The 20,505-nt window shown below is 59.9% G+C and carries 8 protein-coding genes; all 8 read right to left on the reverse strand.

Annotated features, from left to right (window positions below; all coding sequences use genetic code 11):
* Positions 1 to 437 precede the first annotated feature (437 nt).
* Positions 438 to 1,847, reverse strand: a complete 1,410-nt coding sequence (locus XX99_RS03625; RefSeq protein WP_082125209.1) for an oligosaccharide flippase family protein — start codon at positions 1,845 to 1,847, stop codon at positions 438 to 440.
* A gap of 3 nt (positions 1,848 to 1,850) precedes the next feature.
* The gene (locus XX99_RS03630; RefSeq protein ID WP_050057977.1) at positions 1,851 to 2,498 is read right to left on the reverse strand and encodes an SGNH/GDSL hydrolase family protein; all 648 of its coding nucleotides are present in this window, start codon (positions 2,496 to 2,498) and stop codon (positions 1,851 to 1,853) included.
* A 32-nt stretch (positions 2,499 to 2,530) separates the two neighbouring features.
* Positions 2,531 to 3,562, reverse strand: a complete 1,032-nt coding sequence (locus XX99_RS03635; RefSeq protein WP_050057978.1) for a cupin-like domain-containing protein — start codon at positions 3,560 to 3,562, stop codon at positions 2,531 to 2,533.
* Complete coding sequence (locus XX99_RS03640; protein WP_050057979.1) at positions 3,559 to 4,338, reverse strand: 4'-phosphopantetheinyl transferase family protein; 780 nt, start codon at positions 4,336 to 4,338, stop codon at positions 3,559 to 3,561. The genes XX99_RS03635 and XX99_RS03640 overlap by 4 nt, the downstream gene beginning before the upstream one ends.
* A 180-nt stretch (positions 4,339 to 4,518) precedes the next feature.
* Positions 4,519 to 8,451, reverse strand: a complete 3,933-nt coding sequence (locus XX99_RS03645) for a condensation domain-containing protein (RefSeq protein ID WP_050057980.1) — start codon at positions 8,449 to 8,451, stop codon at positions 4,519 to 4,521.
* 52 nt (positions 8,452 to 8,503) lie between these two features.
* Positions 8,504 to 16,873 carry a hybrid non-ribosomal peptide synthetase/type I polyketide synthase gene (locus XX99_RS03650; RefSeq protein WP_050057981.1) on the reverse strand — a complete coding sequence of 2,790 codons (8,370 nt, stop codon included), beginning with the start codon at positions 16,871 to 16,873 and terminating at the stop codon, positions 8,504 to 8,506.
* 217 nt (positions 16,874 to 17,090) lie between these two features.
* Positions 17,091 to 19,313: a GumC family protein gene (locus tag XX99_RS03655; protein ID WP_050057982.1), complete on the reverse strand. Its 2,223-nt coding sequence runs from the start codon at positions 19,311 to 19,313 to the stop codon at positions 17,091 to 17,093.
* 92 nt (positions 19,314 to 19,405) lie between these two features.
* On the reverse strand, positions 19,406 to 20,446 hold the full coding sequence (locus XX99_RS03660; RefSeq protein ID WP_050057983.1) for a polysaccharide biosynthesis/export family protein: 1,041 nt from the start codon (positions 20,444 to 20,446) through the stop codon (positions 19,406 to 19,408).
* Positions 20,447 to 20,505 lie beyond the last annotated feature (59 nt).

Consider the following 20,505-nt stretch of genomic DNA (forward strand, 5'->3'; position numbering starts at 1 on the left):
ACTTCTCAAAAATAGAAACCGTTCCTCGATCGCTTCCGGAGCCTTGCCTGTAAACGTGTTTGGAGAACACAGCTCGATGAAATAGTACTTCACTTTGGTACTTCATCGATGTGCGTCAAAGCTTCGCCATGCCCGTCACAAGAGACGTGGTATCAGCTCCAAACATATGATGTCGCATCCGCGGCGTATGCTCAAGCGTTTAAACGCCGATCGAATCGACAGCAGGACGTCTCTGGTGACCGTCCCTTCGAAGCCGTCTGATGGGATGTTAAGTACATCGAAGCGGCTGTGAAATACCCCTAAGGTGGCAAATGCTGCAAGTTCAAAAAAAACAGGGTCGAGAGTGTCTGAGCGCTTTCGGTCGAGTTGCATAGAATAGACGCAAATTCCGACTTCTTTTCTACTACCTGAGCAACGATTCAGCGTCCTGCCTGGATTTACCGGATGTGGCTAAATGGTGAGCCGAAGCCCAGAGAAAATCTCAGCGTCAAGGACAGAGCCAGAAGGCAGGCAAAGCCGAAGGTGAGTTTGAGGTCCTGCCCGAAGGTTCCCACACCTTCGCGGTAGCCGCTGTAGAGGTTCACGAAATAGACCGGAAGGTCGCTGACGGCGACGGCCGCGACCGCGCCGACCATTCCCCAATAGTGAAAACCGAAGTACAGCGCGGCGAAGAGCGTCACGCAATAGACCCCGTAGGCGACCGCGTTGTAATGCGCCTTTTGCAGCGCCATGATGGCCGGGCTGATGGTGCTGTAAAGCAGCGTGTGCCAGAGGCCGAGGGCCAGGATGGCAATCATCCAGGCGGCCTCATGCCAGCGCTTGTCGTAGACGTGGATGATGAAGATGTCGCCAAAGCAGATGACGCCTACCAGCATGATTGCGCCAACCGCCAGCACCATCATGCGGTACTTGAGCACGACAGCCCGGAACTCGGGGCGCGGGCGATCGGCGAACTTGGCGATAAACGGGAATCCAACCCGCCCGCTGAACTGGGTTATCACCTGCCGCGGTATGTCCGACAACGTAAAGGCGATGCCGTAGATCCCGAGCATCTGCATCGAGGTCAGGCGCCCGAGGATGAGGCGGTCGGATTGTCCGGCCAGGAAATTGAGTGCGGTCCCGACGAGAATCCAGCGGCCGAAGTTGATGAGCTCGGAGACCGCGCGCTTCTCCCAGGTGAACTTGGGCCGCAGCTCCGGCATCATCGTATAGCTGATCGCCGTACGAGTGATCTCGACGATCACCCGGGTCCATGCCAGCACCCAGATGGAACGCCAGAAGTATGCCCAGATGACAGTGATAACCAGCTGCAGGGCCTGCGAGAAGAGCTCAAGCGCGGAGAGCCGCCCCAGACCGATGTGGCGTGCCAGCGAGAGCAGGCTGGGAGAGCTGAATCCGGCGATGATGCTGCCCAGCCCCAGGATCGGTATCAGCAGGATCATGCGAGGCTCGTGGTAGAACCGCGCGATGGGCCATGCCAGAGGAATGGTTACCAGCCACAGGATGCTGCCGCGAATCACCTGCAGGGTCCAGGCGGTGTTCAGAAAATCCGGCTCGTCGCCGCGCGGATTCTGAATGACGCTGTCCTGCAGGCCGATATGGGAGAAGAGGTTCATTCCCACCAGGATGGTGGTGACCAGCGCCATCAGGCCAAAGTACGCAGGTACGAAGAGGCGGGTGAGAATGATGCTGCTTCCCAGGCGCAAGGCCATGGCCAGCCCTTGCGAGGCGACTACGTAATAAGTGCCTTTGAGGGCCCGCGACTCGAGAGCGCGCGGATATTCTTGCGGCGCGGGGATGTCCTCTTCGTTCGGCGTGATATCGAATTCAGTCTCGGTAATCATCATTCCTCAGAAGAGCGGTTCAACTTGCAGGATGGCGCGTTCCATGGTGAAGTAGCCGCGGCGGTTCATGTGGACACCGTCGCTGTAGTAGCTGCGATGGTTGAGCAGCGGGTCGTAGTAATCGACCAGCTTGATATGGCGCGAAGCAGCGAGGTCTGCGATCTGCGAGTTCAGGCTCTGAATCTGCGGGTTGTAATCCGGCCCCGGACGGTAGATCGGCGGAATCTCGCAGAGAGTGGGCTCGACATCTCCGCTCTGCGCAAGCTCGACCATGCGCGCGAGGTTGGAGATGGTTGTGGCGGGAGAGACGCCGAGCAGCACATCGTTGGTGCCTCCCAGGATGATCACCCGCTGGTATCCGTGGCCCAGTACCTGGCCCGGAAAGCGCACCAGCATCTGGGATGTTGTCTGTCCACGCTTGCCGAGGTTCGCGCGCGGCAGCGACCAGGCTTCCACATGCGAATCGCCCATGAACGCGATACGGCTGCTGGCTCTATTGAGATTGCATCCGGAGAGCATGGCCGTGAACAGGCAAAGACAAAACAGGGAGAGCAGGACCCGCTGCAATCCCGCGCGAGGCAGACCGCGATCCAGACAGGGAGTGACTGTCTCTGACTGTGGTGCGGCGATCGCCTTTTGCTGGATTTCTGACATTTGTGAGATTGGAATCGGCTCCAATGACGGACCTAGGATTGGGACGCCGCTGTACGGCGATGCTTCGGGTAATCCACTTCTGTGGGCAGCTGCTGGCGGTAACGCGGTGCAAACTCCGCCAGTTTCCTCGAAAGAGGCCCTCGCGGCATCGCCTTTTGCAGGCCTTCGCAGGTGGTAAGAACCGCACCCAGGCCATTCAGATAGGCGCGTTTCAGCAGCCTGTTGACACTGCTCCCGCCCGCTACCGGATCGCAGGCTTCGTTCACAAACCCTGGCCAGTTGGAGCGATACATCATGTTGGTGCAGACCGAGATGGATGGATTGAGAGCCCGCGCTGCATGCCACCACGCCGAAGGGATCAGAATCGAATCTCCGGGATAGACCGTTCCGCGATACTTTGTAGCCTTAGCGAAGAGCGGATACTTTACGATATCGGCCTGATCGGGGTTTTCGATCTCCGAGGTATGCGAGGAATTCGCAAAAGGGTACATGTACTGCGTGTCTTCCGGAGGGAAGAGGATGAACTCCTTGTCGCCGTAGATCTCGGTAATCATGGCGTGCGAGTTGTCGGTGTCGTAGTGCATAAGCGGAAACTTGCCGCCCGCTCCACCGATGAGCAGCTTGAGGAAGCCATCCGGACGACGGAAGCGCTCCTGCATCAGAGAGCCGGCGTAGCGGCGCGGGAACGCATAAACGTTGTCCGGAGAAAGATCGGCAAGCAGCTCCGGCATATCGCGATAAATAATGACCTTATGGAGGTAGGGACCGGGTTTCTCCGGCGTCGAGGCCAGGACGGCATCGATCAATTCGGACATCTTCATCTTGGTCTCGTAAGAGACGTTGACGGTCAGCGATCCGAAGCGATTCTTGAAGAACTCCGGGGTCCAGGTGCGCATCGCATTCCATTGCGGCGCGGCGCCGGAGATGATGACTGGACGATTCGGCTCGAGATACTCCTTGAGGAAGCGCTCGTAGGGCAGATCGGCGGCAGAGCGCCGTTCGATGGAGCGGGTAGTGGATTCAGCTCTGGATGATGCGTGATTCATTGCAACGGCGGTGCTCATAGTCTGTCTCCGAAAGCTTGCTGGGGCTGATTTCCTGCCGGCCAGGTGAAATGCAGGAAGGACCAGTCGCCCTGTCCAATGGTCAATGCGCCGACGTGGGCTGCTGTCGGCTGCAAATGCTCGATCCTCCACCGCTGCGGCTCGCGCTCATCCCACGCGCAATGCAGCAGCGCAGGGTGATCGTGGGCAGCCAGAGTAACCGCAAATTGATCGAGCGGCAGGGAAAGACCCTCGCCGCGCGCTTTGATATACGCCTCTTTGCGTGTCCAGCAGCGTAGAAACGCCGCATCGCGTTCCTCTTCCGGCTGCGCCTGCAAGGTCTGGCTCTCGAGCGGAGAGAAGTGGGAGGCAGCGATTGCATCCCGCTCTTCGATCACGCGAAGCTCCTCCACATCGATGCCCAGCTCGGCGTCAAGGCATACGGCAATCATTGTGAGCCCGCGCGTGTGCGACATGTTGAATCGCAGGCGGCAATCCGGCCAGCTGACACGCGGCTTGCCCTGCTCATTTTCCGCGAAGACCAGGCTCCGCGGATCGATCTCCAGGTAAGCTCCGAGCAGCAGCCGGAGGCGTCCATGATCGAGGACGAATCTTTGAGAGAGATCGGAAAAGCGAAAGCGTTTGGCACGGTCCATCTCCATCGAGCTGAGCAGCGAGGTGTAGTCGGCAATCTCTTTCGTACCCGAGGGCAGAGCCCAGAGATGAACCTCCTGGACTTTCAGCGTGGGCGCAGCAGGAGAGGGAAATAGCCCAGGAACGGTGTCTCGAGATATCAATTCGGAATCCCGTCCGCAGAGTGCGGGAAATCGATCTCTGTCAGAAATTAGAATTGGCATGGTAGCGCCGGTCGATAACCCGTTCGGGGTACAGATCGAAAGCCCCCTGAAGCCAAGAACCTAGCCTCTGGATATCAATGGTAGCAATGGTGTTTGAGAGAACGAAAAATGCGGCAGGCTTCACGCCGTTTGCTGAGCTTTTTCCAGCTGCTCGGAAAGCATCTTGCCTACGACGCTCAAGTTCGGCTCTTTGAACATTGTTTCGTGATTGCCCGGAGCCCAAAGAACTTCCACGCCTTCGGTCGCAATCCGCGACCATCCGCAGGCTATATCGGACCCGGGGATCGGTTGCGAATCGGTCGCCCGCATCAGCGTAATGCGGCAGGAAAAGGGCGTTCCCTTGTAATTGGCCACCGAGTTCAGGGTGTCCAGGCTGATGTTGTGCATAAAGTGCGGCAGAGCGAAGCCGAACTGCTTCGACATCCACCGGGCAGTCGACCAATGCTTGATAAAGAGAGCATCGCGCGTCGTTCTGTATTTGTGCATGACGGCGTTCCACACGTACTGGGCCTTGCCGCCGGTCGAGAGCTTGCGAAGCTTGCGGGCATGGAAGGCGTACTTCCACCGGTTGCGGGTCATCCACGCGGCACGCTTCCGGCTGGCCTGTTGGGATGAAAGCTCTTCGGCATAACCGGGACGCCAGGAATCGAAGAGCACGATGAGCGCGACCTTCTCTCCAGACTCGGTCAGCTGCCTTGCCATCTCGACGGTAAGCGGACCGGCCGCGCACCATCCTCCCAGGTAGTACGGTCCCTGAGGCTGTACGGAGCGAATCGCCTTCACATAGGAAGTGACCCGAGCTTCGATGTTCATCTCTTCTTCGTTGTCGAGTTCGCGCAGGCCGTAGAACGGATAGTCCGGACCGAGCGACGACGGCAGCCCTGCGTAGAGCAGATAGGAGTGAACCAGGAAGAAGGGAGGTTTGTCTCCGCCCGCCTGCACCGGGACCAGCGCGGAATAGGCCTTACGCCCGCGCAGTATATCGGCCAGCTGCTCGATGGTCGGAGCATTGAAGATGGTGGTGATGGGAAGCGATCTCCCCATCGCCTTGTTGATCTTTGCGAACAGGCGAACGATGAGCAGCGAATACCCGCCCAGGGTGAAGAAGCTGGTCTTCGTTCCGATGCCCTGCACGCCCAGAACTTCTTCCCAGATGGCGAGCAGTTTAGCTTCCAGCTCATCGCGTGGAGGAGCCGCGTCGCCTGAACTGGCATGCGTCGGCTGCGTCCGGTCGGGGCGCGGCAGCAAAGCAAGGTTGGGAGTGCCATCCAGCTGGCAGGGAATGGACTGGACGGCTACGATCTCGGCGCGCGAAAGATGATCGGGAGCGTTGGCGCGGAGAAACGCGCTGACTTCATTCCGGTTCGGCGGATCGGCCTTAGCGCCGGCAATATAGGCGATGAGCTCGGCTGTTCCGTCGGGGCCATGCTGAAGGGAAGCTTTAGCTTTCACCACGTCTGGATGACCTAACAGGCGGTCTTCGAGCTCGCCCAGATGCAGCTGATAGCCGCCAATGCGAACCGAGCGATCGGGCGTTTCGATCAATTCGAATCCCGCTGTCGACGAAAACCGCGCGAGATAACCGGTCCGAACCGGTTCGATCTGGCCGAGCCAGAGTTCTCCGGTCACTCCCTCCGGCGTGAGGTTTCCCCACTGATCTCGAACGACAAGCTGCTGGCCGGGAAGAGGTGCAAGCGGCCACTGCTGCGTGCGGCTTTCTACCAGACGAGTGAGGCCGACGGGTCCGCCCACCGCGGCGGAAGAGAGCAGCGACCAGGCAGATCCTGCGCGTGCGAGCTGCTGAGATATATTTGCGGGCAATCGTTCCCCGCGGCAGACTATCTGCAGGCCGGCATCGGCGCGCCAGTTGGAAAGCAACAGCGTGAGCCATTCGCTGGGTGCGGCAAAGGCGACTTCCGGCTGCTCCTTGGAGAGAACCCGCTGCAGAAAGCCCGCGTCCCTCTCGTCTGAATAGATGATGCCAGCGCCGCTAGTCAGCGGCAGCAGCAGGTCGGTCCAGGCATCAATGGCCGTCTCTGCTGGGAATATCAAGACTTTGCTGCCGGAGCGGATTTTCAACCGCTCCGCCGTCGCCTGAAACTGCTCGAAGATGACGCGGTGCGAGACCGCTGCGGTCCTGTAGTGTCCGTGCGAATCCAGAGAAAGGATCTGTGCCGCGTTATCTGTGGCTGAGGAACCAGCGACCCCGGGGTCTTTCGAATCGGACTTCTTGAGCGCTTTAAAGCTTAGGACCGAGGTGACAGTGGGGGCGAAATTCTCAGAGGCCAGGGCCGCGGCTGGCTGCAATTCGGTAAGAATACGAGTCCACTCTTCGGCGGTGGTCGTTGCCGGGATAGGCATGACGACAGCGCCTAGTCGAAGCACGGCAAGAACTGCTGCCGCCGCATCGGCATTCGCTTCCAGACGCACAGCCACCGCCTGTCCGCGTTGAATGCCCATCGTTTGCAGGGTGGAGGCGAATTTGAGGCTGGTGCGTTGAAGCTCTTTCCAGGATGTCCGCTCTTTACCCGAGACAATGGCGATGGCTTCGCCCAGTTGCGAGGCATGTTGATCGAATGCCTCGACCAATGACAGCGCAGGCGCAGGGGAGAATGCTTCACCACGGCCTGCATCGGAAAGCGCCGACTGCTCTTGGGCGGACAGCAAGGGCAGTTCAGAGATTTTCAGCGCGTCATTGCCGGTGATCGTATCGATGACCCGGATGTACAGATCGATAAAAGTGCGGATGCGCTGGGCATCGAAGAGGTCAGTGTTGTATTCGATCTGCACGCGAGGGCCTTCCGCGCGTTCGACAACGCTCACCAGCATGTCGAAGTTGACGCCGCCGCTGACCGATGGCCGCGGCGTAATCTTAAGGCTCTCGCCGGCCTGCTGCGGCTGCATGAAGGCCCGCTGATAGACGAAGTAAACCTGCAGGAACTGCGAGGAAGCTCCAGTCGAGCCGAGCTGGAATTCCTCCATCAAGCGTGAAAAGGGCAGATCCTGATGCGCGTAGGCGCGGCTGCTCCAGTCGATCACCCGGCTCAGCAGTTCGCGGAAGGTCGGATTTCCATCCGCATTCGCAAGAATGACCTGAGGATTGGCGAAACGGCCGACCACGTTCTCCATGCCCGGCTGGGTGCGGTTGGCAATGCTCGATCCCAGCAGGAATTCGGTCTGGCCCGTGTAGCGCGACAGAAGAGCCTCAAAGGCAGCAAGCAGCACCTGGTGCATGGTGGCTTCGCTGCTTCGGCAGAAGGCTTTGATGCGCGCGTTGAGCTCAGGCGAGAGGAGCTGCGACTCGATTTCGCCGGGGCCGTCTTTGCGCGCCGTGCGCGGGCGGTCGCAGGGAAGGTCGAGTGCAGGAACGTTGCGCCCGATCTGCTCCTTCCAGAACGTCAGCGCGTTACGCGCATCGTCGGTATCCAGCCATTCCTTTTGCCACTCGGTAAAGTCGGCGAACTGGAAGGGAAGTTCGGCCAGATTAGAACTCGTTCGGTTAGCCAGCGAGAAATAATAAGCGGCAAAGTCGCGAACCAGAATGCCATTCGACCAACCATCGCAGACACTGTGATGAATGGTGAGGGCCAGGAAGTGATTCCGGCTGTCCAGATGAACGAGCCGCGCAAGAAATAGCGGTCCCTTGGCCAGGTCGATCTTCACATGGCTATGTTCGCGGATCAGGTCTTCTGCTTTTGACTGACGAGTTTTGTCGGGAAAACTGCTGAGATCGGCAACCGAAAAATGGTAGCTCGATTCTTCTGAGATAACTTGCATCAGCTCGCCCTTCACCATCCGGAAGGTGGTGCGCAAGGCCTCATGGCGAAGACTGAGCTCGGAAATCGATTGCTCCACCAGCGCGTCGTTGACTTCGCCCTCCAGCCGGAAGGCGATGGCCATATTGGACGCGGTCGATTCAGCAGCCACCTGATCGAGGATCCAGTAGCGGTGTTGCTCGAGGCTGGCCGGAAACACGAATACTTCATCTGTCTTCGGAACTTGGCAGACAGAGAAATCTCCATTGTTCTGGATACTGATATCGACTTCCTGCAAAAGCTGATCCTTATCGATTGAAGTAAATCTTACCCTAGCTTCGACAGACGAACTACTGGAGAGAGGTTAGTTTCTGGCGGCGTTGCGAACGGGGAATTGCCTGAATTGCGCCGGCCCGTTTGCCGCCTGTCTCCTCTTCGGCCCCCGTCTCAAGATGTTCGCAGATAGAGGCTATCGTTTTGTATTGAAAAAAGTCCCGGGCAGTAACCTTCAAGCCACCTTGATTGGCCATGGTCGTCATGCGGAAGATAAGCAGCGAATCGCCGCCAACTTCGAAAATGCTATCTTCGACGCTGACATTTTTAAGTCCCAGCACCTTTTCCCAGATGCCGGCCATTAACTCCTCGGTGGGGTTTCGCGCGTAAACTACCGGCCGCTGCCTCATCAACTGCTCGGCTACCGGCGCCGGCAGCGCTCTGCGATCTACTTTCCCATTCAAGGTACGCGGGAAGCTATCCACAACCATGACCGCGGCCGGGCGCATGTATTCGGGAAGCTGCGCCTGGAGATGATCGCGAAGTTCCTGAACCAGCGCGGCTGTATCTCCACTCTGCTCTGGAATTACATACGCCACCAGGCGCTTGTCACCCGGGCTGTCGTTAGGAGTAACCCAATCGGTACGCACCGCAACTACCGCCGAGCGCACCTTAGGCGACTGCTCAAGAGCGTATTCAATCTCTCCCAGTTCGATGCGGTAGCCGCGAATCTTCACCTGCGTGTCGATCCGGCCGAGGAACTCGATGGTCCCGTCCGGGCGATAGCGCGCCAGGTCGCCGGTGCGGTACAGCCGCTCGGTGACGCCATTGGCGAAGGTATGAGTGACGAACTTCTGCTCAGTCAGCTCGGCAGCATTGAGATATCCGAGAGCCAGACCATCGCCCGCTGCGTAAAGCTCGCCCGCCACTCCCACCGGAAGCGGCATGCGCCGGCCATCGAGAAGATATACACGCGTATTTGCGATGGGGCGGCCGATCGGGACGGTCTCCTGCGCGGTGCTCTCGAGCGTAATCGGATGGCAGCAGGTGAAGGTGGTGTTTTCTGTCGGACCGTAGCCGTTGATGAGCCGCACGTGCGGCAGTTCCTCGCAGACCCGCCGGACATGGGTCAGCGAAAGAGAGTCGCCGCCGGCCAGGAGCTGGCGCAACGGACTTAGGACTTGGATGTACTCCGTCACGATCAGATGGAAGAGCGCAGCGGTGAGCCATATCGTGGTCACACCGTACTGCGCGACCTGCCGCCCGATCTCTTCGGGAGTAATGCGCTCGCCAGCGGCGATCACCAGCCGTGCCCCGTTCAGTAACGCTCCCCAGATCTCGAAGGTGGAAGCATCGAACGAGAGTGGCGCGAGCTGCAGAAAGACCTGATCGGTGCTGAAGTCGGCAAAGGTGTTGTTTTGCACCAGCCGTAGGACGGCGCGGTGAGGAATCAGAACGCCCTTGGGATTGCCGGTCGATCCCGAGGTGTACATCACGTAGGCCAGATCGTCGGCGCTGCCGTCGTGGGAAAGATTCGCGGGGTCTTCAATCGCGATGGACGCCCAATCGGCATCGAGCGCAACGATGGTGGTTTGAAGTTCCGGCAGCTTCGCTGCCAGCGTCCGGCTGGTCAGCAGCACCGGAGCGGCGCAATCTTCAACCAGGTACTTGATACGAGGAGCCGGATAACTGGGATCGATCGGCACGTAGGCTGCCCCGGCCTTCAGAATGGCCATCAGGCTGACGATCACTTCCGCCGAGCGGTTGAGGCAAAGAGCCACACGCGAGCCTGGCGTCACTCCGGAGCCAAGCAGGAAGTGAGCCAGTTGATTGGCCTTCTCGTTCAACTCGGCATACGTGAACTGATGCTGATCGCTGAGGACCGCGATGGCAGAGGGCGTCAGCCGCACCTGCTGCTCAAAGATGCGGTGTAGTGACGAGTTGCGTGGATACTCCGTGGCAGTCTGGTTCCAGACCGTCAGGACTTCCCGCAGCTGCTCCGCACTCATCAGGGAGACTTCCGCGCTGGGCAGGGCCGGGTTCTCGCAGAAAGTCGTCAGAATGGCCTTCAGGTGCCCGAACCAGCGTTCGATCGTCGTTTCATCGAAGAGATCGGTGTTGAAGTCGCACTCCAGCCAGATCTCTTTGCCGCGATCGACAAAGTTGAAGAACACATCCATGTTGACGAAGGTCTTCGGATTGCCGAAGAGATCGACGGAGAGGCTGTTGAAGTCGAGCGCCGATCCCATCTGATCCACGTTGACTTGGAATTCGATCAGCTGCAGGCGGGATGGGTCGCGGGGAATCTTTAGCTTCCGCAGCAGAGTTCCGTAGGTGTAGTCCTGGTTGTCGTAGGCATCGAGCAGCGTGCTGCGCGTGTTCTTCACAAACTGCGCGAAAGGCTGATCGGGCTCGAAGCGGCTGCGGATGGGCAGGAAGTTGACGCCGTGGGCGATAACGGAATTCCCATTTTCAACCTTGGACTGTCCGGCCATGGGGATGCCGAGCACGATGTCGTCCTGGTCGGTGAGGCGATGCAGCAGCAAAGCACTCGAGGCCAGCATGGTTGCGAACAGCGTGCTGCCCTGACGCGCGCCCGCCTTGCGAACCGCCGCCGCCATCTCTTCGGGAATCACAAAACGCTTGCTGGTGCCGCGATTGGTGCGCAATGCGGGCCGAGGCCTGTCGGTTGGAATCTGCAGCGGCGAAGGAACGGTCTTGAACTGGTTCAGCCAGTACTCTTCGGCGGAATTCTGCTCCTGCACTCCGCTCGGACTCGCCGATCGCTGGGAGAACTCACTGAAGCGCAGCGCGTCGCCGAGAGTCGCTCTCTGGCCTGCGGCATGCGCGTTGTAGAGCTGGCTCAACTCGCCATAAAAGACGTTCGTAGACCATCCATCGAAGATGATGTGGTGAGCGGTGAAGACGAGATGATGTTCCTCGGGCGAGAGCTTGACCAGCCTCACGCGGAAGAGCGGAACCTGACGCAGATCGAAGGGCGTAGAGGCTTCATTCTCCAGGATTGCGGCCAGTTGCGACCCTTGATCTTCGGAGGGAAGCTGGCTCAGATCGTCATGCTGCAGATCGAGAGACAGCGTGGGCTCGATCCGGGCCGCCTCCTGTTCCATGTCGATGGAAAGGCGAAGCGCCTCGTGGCGGTCAAGGAGAGTCTGCAAAGCAGACGTCAATGCCGCCTCATTCAGATTTCCCCTTAGAACCAGAGAGGTCGATTCATTGAAGGCGCAGTTGGCATCGTGGCCGAGTTGCGTGCCCAGCAGAATCTCTCGCTGCTCTTCCGATATCGGGACGACTCGAACGGCAGTCGTTTCCGCTCCAACCTGAGATGGAGCTTCCGTGGACGGTATGGGCGCGGCCTGAGACTGGACCTGCGCGGAGCCATCATGCAGAGGGAGAGCCTGGCCTTCCCGCATCTGTTCCAGGCTGTGACGGAAAGCCTGGCGCACAAAGTCAAAGTCTTCCTGCGTATGTGCAGTGGTGAGGAAGCAGGGGAAGCCTTCCTGAATGTGAATACCCTGTTCGCGCAGATGGAAATGAAGCATCCGTGCGAGAAAGGGTTCGCTCGGAACCGGGAGGTAGAACCAGGACGAATAGCTTTCGATCGTAGAAGGATGGGAGAAGTCCCGGAACATGCCTTGAAGGTCACGCACCAGCGCCGCCGTCTTGGTGGCGACGCCTTCCTGCAGCGCGGGACCGGCATCTTTGAGATGGTGCATGCAGGCGCGCACCGCCGCCATGGCCAGAGGATGGCGCATGAAGGTTCCGGCATAGAATGTCACGCCAGCTTCCGGGAAGGAGGCGTCGCCGTACTGCCACATGCCTCCGTCCAGCGCGTTCATGAACTCCGGGCGGCCGGCGAGCACGCCGACCGGCAAGCCGCCTGCGACGACTTTGCCATAGGTGGCAAGATCCGCCTTGATGCCAAAGACCGCCTGCATGCCGCCGGGATGAGTGCGAAATCCGGTTACAACCTCGTCGAAGATCAGCGCCGCGCCGTGGTTTGCGGTGATGCGCCGAACCTCGTGCAGAAACTCCACCGGGCGAAGATCGGGATGGCGGCTCTGCACCGGCTCAACTAGGACTGCGGCAATCTCATCGGCGCGCTGGCGGATGATGGCGAGGCTTTCCTCGGTCCCGTAGTCGAGAACCAGCATGTTGGCCACGCTCTCACGCGGAATGCCGGGCGCGATGGGCACGGTGCGATGCTTTCCGACTGCCTTCACCAGCACTTCGTCGAAGCTGCCGTGATAATCGCCGGAGAAGACCACGACCAGGTTGCGGCCGGTCACGGTGCGGGCCAGACGCATCGCTCCCATCACTGCTTCGGAGCCCGTATTGCAGAAGGCCACCCGCTCCATACCGGTCAGGTCGCGGATTAGCTCCGCGCACTCGCCGGCCAGCTCGGTCTGCGGACCGATGGGGAAGCCTACCTCAAGCTGCTTGCGCAACGCCTCGGTGAGCCATTGCGGGGAGTGGCCGTAAAGAATTGCGCCGAAGCCGTTGAGGATGTCGATATAGCGGTTGCCGTCTTTGTCCCAGAGATAGGCGCCTGAGGCGCGGTCGACGACCAGCGGATAGATCAGGTCTTTGATCTGCGCGTTGAAGCCTGAGACCACGCGGCCATCGGCAAAGACCGAGCGATGCGCCTGGGTGAACTCCTTGGAGCTGTGGGTGCGTTGATTGTATTTCCGGATCAGGCCGTCGAGATAATTCTGCTGCGTCGCATTGAGGCCGGCGTCTGCTCCGCGCTGAATCGGCTTGAAAGGAATGAAGACAGGCTTGGCCGGAGCTTCTTCGACTACCGCTGGAGTTGCAGGGGCGGGATTGACGGGAAGCGCGGAAACCGGTGCGGGTGCCGGCGCAATGACCGCGGCTGCCGGCGCTGAAACCTCAGCGGGACGGCCGGAGAGCGTGGCCAGTTGCTGCTGAAAGAGCTGCGATAACGCCTGCGCCTGCGCTGCGAAGAGCGCCTCCATCGAACCGGAGGCAGCCGAACCGGAGGCAGCGACTGAAGGCAGAATCGGAGCTGCAGCGGCTGGTGCTGAGATGGTCGCCGCCGCAGACGCGGCTGGCTGTGGAGCGGCTGTTGGACGCAGCTCGGGAGCGACCGTATTTTCCAGATGCGCGACTAACAGATCCGGCGTGGAGTAGCTTTCCATGATCTGCCGGAAGGTCAGCTTGACCCGATACTTCGATTGGATGGACTGAGTCAGCTGGGTGAGGAAGAGCGAATCGAAGCCCAGTTCGAGAAACGATGCGCCGCTGTCGGCATTGCTGAGTTCGACGCCGGAAAGGTCGGCGATCAGCGATTTGAGCCCGTCAAACATGCTCGGAGTCTGGGAGGCAAAGGTGGCCATGGGAGAAACCTCGGTAGAAGGAAGCAGGGATGCCTGATTGCTTTCTGAAACCAGCGTGAGAGTCTGCGCGTTCTCTGCTCCCTCGCTCTTTATTGCAGGATGCGACGGCGTGCTGCGGACCGGTGCGACCCAGTATCTCTTTCGTTCAAAGGGATAGGTCGGCAGCAGCACTCGCTTGCGGCGAGCGCCCTCGTGAAACGTGGCCCAGTCAACGACTGCTCCTGAAGCCCAAAGCCGCCCCACCGCGTTCTGAATTGCCGCATCGGCGCGGAGTCCTTCGCGACTGGAGGGCAGAGAAGCTAAGACCACATGTGCCGATAGCTGTTTGCCTGCCGCCTGGCTGCCTGACACTTGTCCGATGGTCTGGCGAATCAGCTGGACTAAAGTCTCCGACGGCCCGACTTCGAGGAAGATACGCTCCGGAGTGCCGGACAGCTCGGTGATGGCATCGGCGAAGCGGACTGTCTGGCGAAGTTGCCGGGTCCAGTATTCGGGCTTGGCAATGTCGACAGCGGTCAGCCAATGTCCAGTGACCGTTGAAACGACCGGAATCTGCGGCTCGTTGAAGCGGATGCCGCGTACGAACTCCGCGAAGGGTGGCAGCGCCTCCTCCACCATCCTGCTATGGAAGGCGTGCGAGGTTACCAGCTTGCGATAAACAATGCTTTCAGCGTCGAGCTTCGCGCTGAAGGCGGCAATGGCGTCGTCGGCTCCTGAGACGACACACAGCTGGGGACCATTGACGGCTGCAAGGTCGAGCGTGCCGTCGAGCAGCGCGAGGACCTTGGCCTCATTCGCGCGCACCGAGAGCATGGAGCCGCGCGGCATCTTCTGCATCAGGCGGCTGCGCACAGCAATCATTCGCAGCGCATCATCGAGCGAGAATGCGCCCGCGACACACAGGGCGACATATTCGCCGACACTGTGCCCGACCAGGGCCTGGGGCTTGATCCCCCATGACATCCACAGCTGAGCCAGCGCATATTCGATGGAGAAGATAGCCGGCTGCGCCCGCTCGGTTTCATTGAGCTTTGCAGCGGCTTCGGGCGTGTCTTCTTTCGGATAGAGAAGATCGATCAGGCTTTCGCCCAGCAGGGGCAGCAGCCTCGCATTGCAATCCTCGAGTGCCCGCCGGAAGACCGGCTCGGTCTCGTAAAGCTCGCGGCCCATGAAGAGGGTTTGCACGCCCTGGCCGGGAAAGCAGAAGACCACCGAAGGATTGGTGGTCGCGCGGTCTTCGCGCAGAATCTTTTTGCTGCCCTCGTCTTTTAGATTCTGAATGGCATCTTCAACAGACTCAACTACCAGCGCAGCGCGATATTGATGACGGCTGCGTCCGGTCTGCAGGGTATACGCCGCGTCGGCCAGATCGATATCGGGATGCGCAGCAAGATGATCGGCGAGATCTTTCCTCAAAGCCTCGAGCGCGGTCGGCGTCTTGGCCGACCAGACGAGGAGCTGATCGCGACGGCCTGCTTCGGAAGCAGGAAGCTTCGGCGCTTCTTCGACGACGAGATGCGCGTTGGTGCCGCCGATGCCGAAGGCGCTCACTCCGGCGCGTAGCGGAGCATCTTTCGGCTCCCACTTACCCGCATCTTTGGCGATGAAGAAAGGCGTGTTCTCGAGATCGAGATGTGGATTCGGCTGCTCATAGTGCAGCAGCCTGGGAATCCATCGATTCTCCATCTGCAGCACGGTTTTGATCAGCCCGGCAGCGCCCGCGGCGACATCCAGATGGCCGACATTGGCCTTGGCGGTCCCGATAGCGCAGAACTGCTTGGCCTGTGTGGAACGCGCAAAGGCCTTGGTAAGGGCCGCGACTTCGATGGGATCGCCCAGCGGCGTCGCAGTTCCGTGGGCTTCAAGATAGGTGATGCTCTCGGCCGGAACGCCGGCCATCTTTTGCGCGCGGGCGATCACTTCCGACTGGCCTTCGACGCCGGGCGCGGTGTAGCCCACCTTCGCCGAGCCGTCATTGTTGATCGAGAAGCCGCGGATGACCGCCAGCACCTGGTCGCCGTCGGCGACCGCATCCTCAAGCCGCTTGAGCAGAACCACCCCGGCGCCCGAACCGAAGACGGTTCCACTGGCCAGGTGATCGAAAGGGCGGCAATGGCCGTCGAGCGAAGCCAGCCCGCCTTCCTGCGCGACATAACCCCGTTGTTGCGGGAAAGTGATCGAGACTGCTCCGGCCAAAGCCATGTCGCAGCCAAAGGTGAGAAGACTCTGGCATGCCTGGCTCACGGCGACCAGAGAGGTCGAGCAGGCGCTTTGCACCGCGATGCTGGGACCGCGCAGATTCAGCTTGTATGAGATGCGAGTGGGCAGAAAGTCCTTGTCGTTGCCCAGCATGGTGACGTAGGACCCGGTCTGATAGGAGCCGGTAAAGTCTTCGAGAAAGCTCCGGTTACCCGCCAGGTTGTGCATGAAGTAAGTGTTCATGCTGCACCCGGCGAAGACGCCTACGGAGTCTTTCGTGTGCGCCGGATCGTAGCCGGCCCGCTCTAACACCTCCCATGCGCATTCCAGGAAGACGCGGTGCTGGGGATCCATCTGCTCGGCTTCCTTGGGATAGATGCCGAAAAAGTTGGCGTCGAAGAGCGAGGCATTCTCGAGGATGGGACGTGCCGCGACATAACGCTGGCCGGCCTCCGCAGATGGCGGTGTCGTTTCCAGCTGATCCTGTGTGAAGAAGGTGATCGACTCCACACCGTCGCAGAGATTCTTCCAAAATTGCTCGACGGAATCGGCGCCCGGGAAGCGTCCGGTCATGCCGATGATGGCGACTCCATTGGAGGCATCCCGCTTGTCGTTCTTTTGCGGTGTATCTGCGGCGAGCGTTTCGATGTGGGGAGTATTCTCGCGGCCCAGGAATTCAGCCATGGAACGAACGGTCGTATATTCGAAGACCGTCGAAGCGGGAAGTTTACGGCCGAAGGTCTGGTTCAGCTTCGAGAGTAACCGAGTGGCCAGAAGCGATGTGCCGCCTAGATCGAAGAAGTTATCTTCGCGGCCTACCGACGGCAGTCCGAGCATCTCCTGCCATACCCCGGCCACCGCGGATTCCAACATAGCTCCGCTCTGCCTGGTCTCCGTGGCAGCATTGGTTTGCTGCTGAGAAAAGCCACTTGCAGGGAGTTTTTTGTCGTCTTCTTGGGACCTGGTTGTCATAAAGTAACGCGAGGAGAGCGGTTCAAGGAATGTTGAGCGGTGTTAAGAAGAGAGCCCTCTAAGCTAAAAGCCTAATCTTGCGTTAGCAAGAAGAACCTCCCCCAAAAGGGGCAGAGGGTCAGTTCCCCTCGGTGGTGAAACTGACCGTTTCTTCCGTCCTCATCTCCTCGACCGGCTGGCTGAAAGGGTTTCCGGCCGCCGTGGGAGTGGTCATCGGCTGGCGGGGACGCCAGCGCAGGTTCATTTCATTCTCGCGAGCCGTGAATTCCTTCAGGTCGTGCTTGAGATTCTCTTCGACCCGCACCAGGCGGACCTTGTTGATCACCGCTGCTGCGCCTTGGACATCGAGGCGTTCCAGCAGACGCGCCGTGCGCTTGATTTTGTGGCGGCTGGTCTTTCCTGCCTCTGCGACCAGCAGCGTGACGTCCGCACAGCGAGCCAGATACTCCGTCTCGGCCGAGATCAGAAGCGGAGCGGCGTCGATCAGGACAATATCGTATTCCCGGGTCAGCTCCTGAAAGGCCTTGGCGACGAAACCGGAGAGAGGAGCAGCGTGCGTGGGCAGGATGTCGGTCACGACGCTGGACGCCTGCAGATTGAGGCCGGGGCCGCCCGGTGAAGCATTCTCCATACCGGCCGGTTGGGTAGCGCCATTGGCGCCGATGGTCACGTAAGCTACGGGCGCCGTGTTTCCCGAGGCGTCGATGGTCAACGTCTTGCGGCCGAGCCGGGCGAGCGAGCTGCCCAGGTTCTCGACAATCGAGGTGGTGCCGGCTCCGGAACCGACTGCGGTAAAGACGAAGGTGCGCGCACCCGCAACCCGGGTCGAGTGATCGATTCCCGCGGCGAGGCGCAGAATGCACTCGTCGAAGACCCGCTGCGTAACGTCACCGTCGTTCAGCAGCATACCGATTGGAGCGAAGCCGAGGACCCCCTCTACATCGCTGGAGTTGTAGACATGCGGATCGAGCATATCTACGAGCACGGCAGCCATCACTCCGAGAAGCAGAGAGATGGGCAATAACAGCGGCAACAGCTGCTTTTTCTTGCTGGGAATCGGGCTGAGCGGGGGCAGCGCGGGCGAAAAGAGGTGAACCGAGCCCGGAGAGCTGCTCTCCAGCTCCAGATCGCCGATGCGGGTATCGACTTCGGTATAGCGGGCGTCAAGCCGGGTGATGTCGGCGCTGAGTTCCTGGGCGCTCTGCAGCTTGGGACCAGCCGAAGCTGCGGCCCCGGTCTCCTGCTGCATGTCGCCGAGCAGCTTCGACTCCACGGTGGAAGAGCGATTGACCTCGGAGCGCAGCTTCTGCTCGAGACGGGTCGCCGCTTTCTTCCTCAGATCGTTCTGCATGTTGAGCAGGGCTGTGTCGATCTGGGCGAGCTGCGCTTCTGTTTCCTTGCGCAAGGGGTGATTTGGCGTCAGGCCGGCAAGCTGTTCCAGCAGCGTCGCCCGCTTCTGCGCTAGATTCGCTTTCATCGCAGAGAGCCCGGGATCGGTCTGGATGATCTCGTCGGCGGTTGCATTGAGGGCGGAGTTCGGCGCCGACGGATCTCCCGACTGCAAGGCGCTCAACTGCGCTTCGGCCTGGATTTTCTGCTCGTGAGCGGTGCTGAGATCGCCGCGCATCTTGCCCAGCTCGCTATCGAACGGATTGATAACCGAACTGCTTACCGACGCCATTCCCAGGGAGCGCGTGATATCCGCCAGCTGCTGAATCTTCGCATCCTTTTCTTTTTGGATACTGTCGCGCGTCTGGCGCAGGGCAGCGAGTCGTTCGTCGCGGCCGTAAAACTCCTGCGACTTGGCTTTTCTGAGGAAGGAATCCGTGACTGCGTTGACGACGTCGGCGAGGTGCTCCGGATGCGGTCCCACGAGTACGATTCCGACCTGGTAGGTGGTGCCGATGCGCTCTGCTTCGATGGATCGCTGCAGTCTTTCGACGGAGGATTGGTCGGGTGCTGCCGGATTCCCCCATACTCCGGGCGGCAGATGGCGAATCGCATCTTCGATCACGTCGTAGTTGGTGATCGCATGCACCTGCTCCTGCACGTAGGAGTCGTAGGGGTATTCCTGCTCCCGCTCCGAGTGGAGGGTGGCGGGGAAGGTCGGCGACACATAGACAATGCTGGCGGTCTGATACATGACGGAGCCGCGCAAGAGAAACGCAAGTCCCAAGCCGAGCACGACCAGGGCGACAACCGCAGCAGTGACGGCGTGCAGCTGCAGGCTGCGCATAACATTGAACTTCACGACCGGCCCTCGGGTCGCAGGACGGAGGGGCTGCTGAGGAGCTACGGGAGCGCTGCGTTGTTCGGCGGGATTGACCGGAGTGATATACATGCCGTCGGGATCCTTGTACCTGTTTTGGCTGCGCCGACTCGGGGGAGGCCGGCTATCGAATCAGAAAGTCTAAAAACAGCGAAAATTAGTCGCTATTGAAGAAGTGCGCCGATCGTGAGCATCGTTGCAATCGGGCTGAGCTTGGTAATCACGGTAGTCGCCTTGGAGAAACCGGTCTTGGGGATCGCGATAATATCGCCGGGGTGCAGGGTGATCTCCTTGTCGCCGTTCGGCATCATCATCTGCTTATAGGTGATGGTGGTGGTCTTGCCGGTTACGCCGGACACGAGAGTGATATTTTTGCTCGCCGAATCGGTGAAGCCACCGGCCTGTGCGATCGCCAGATGCAGGCTCAGGTCCGGGGTCAAAGCCACTGCGCCGGGATTCTTAACCTCGCCCATGACTGAGACGTAGTCATTTTTCTGCGGCGGCACGAAGACGATATCGTTGCGGCGCAGCCGCATATCCGCCAGCCCATTGCCGTTTTGCAGCAGCGAGCGCAGCTCCACGGTCACCGACTGGTCGTTCCCGCGATAGATGATGCAGCGGTCGGGGATGCCGTCCTTCGAGGTGGTGTTTGCGGACAGACCACCGCGAGAGATGGTCTCGAGCAGCGTCGGCGTGCTGTCGAAATAGAGCACTCCGGGATTCTTTACATTGCCGAGGATGGTCACGTGATTGGAGCCGTACTTGTCGATGCTCAGGGTCACGCTGACATCCGTATAGTACGGGGTCAGGGCATCTTTGATGGCTTGGCTGGCGCCGAGGCGGGATTTATTGGCCAGCTCGACAGTACCGGCGACGGGAAGAGTGATGCGCCCATCCGGACCGACCGTGTGCTTTCCCGTCAACTCGGCATGGCCGGGCACGTCGAGGCTGATCTCGTCACCGGGGCCCAGCTCGTATTCCGCATCCGCGGAAGGCTCGAAGGCCTCGAGGACCTTGGTCGGACTCAGCTTGAGCTTAGGATCGTCCGCGCCCGGTGTGGCGGAGCCATCGGAAGATATAGCCGGAGCGGTGTTAGCGGCCTGCGCCGCCTGAGCGCTCGCCTGATGAGCGGAAAATGCCGCCAGGGCGAGCGCGAATCCTAAATAAGAAAGCGATGTTCGAACATGCACGAAAAGCTGTTTCATAGCGGGGAGGCCTATTCGTAATTTTGTTTAACGCCAACTGCTCTGTACGGCTAAAAGCC

Origin of the sequence: Silvibacterium bohemicum (assembly GCF_001006305.1) — a bacterium.
GTDB classification, from domain to species: domain Bacteria; phylum Acidobacteriota; class Terriglobia; order Terriglobales; family Acidobacteriaceae; genus Silvibacterium; species Silvibacterium bohemicum.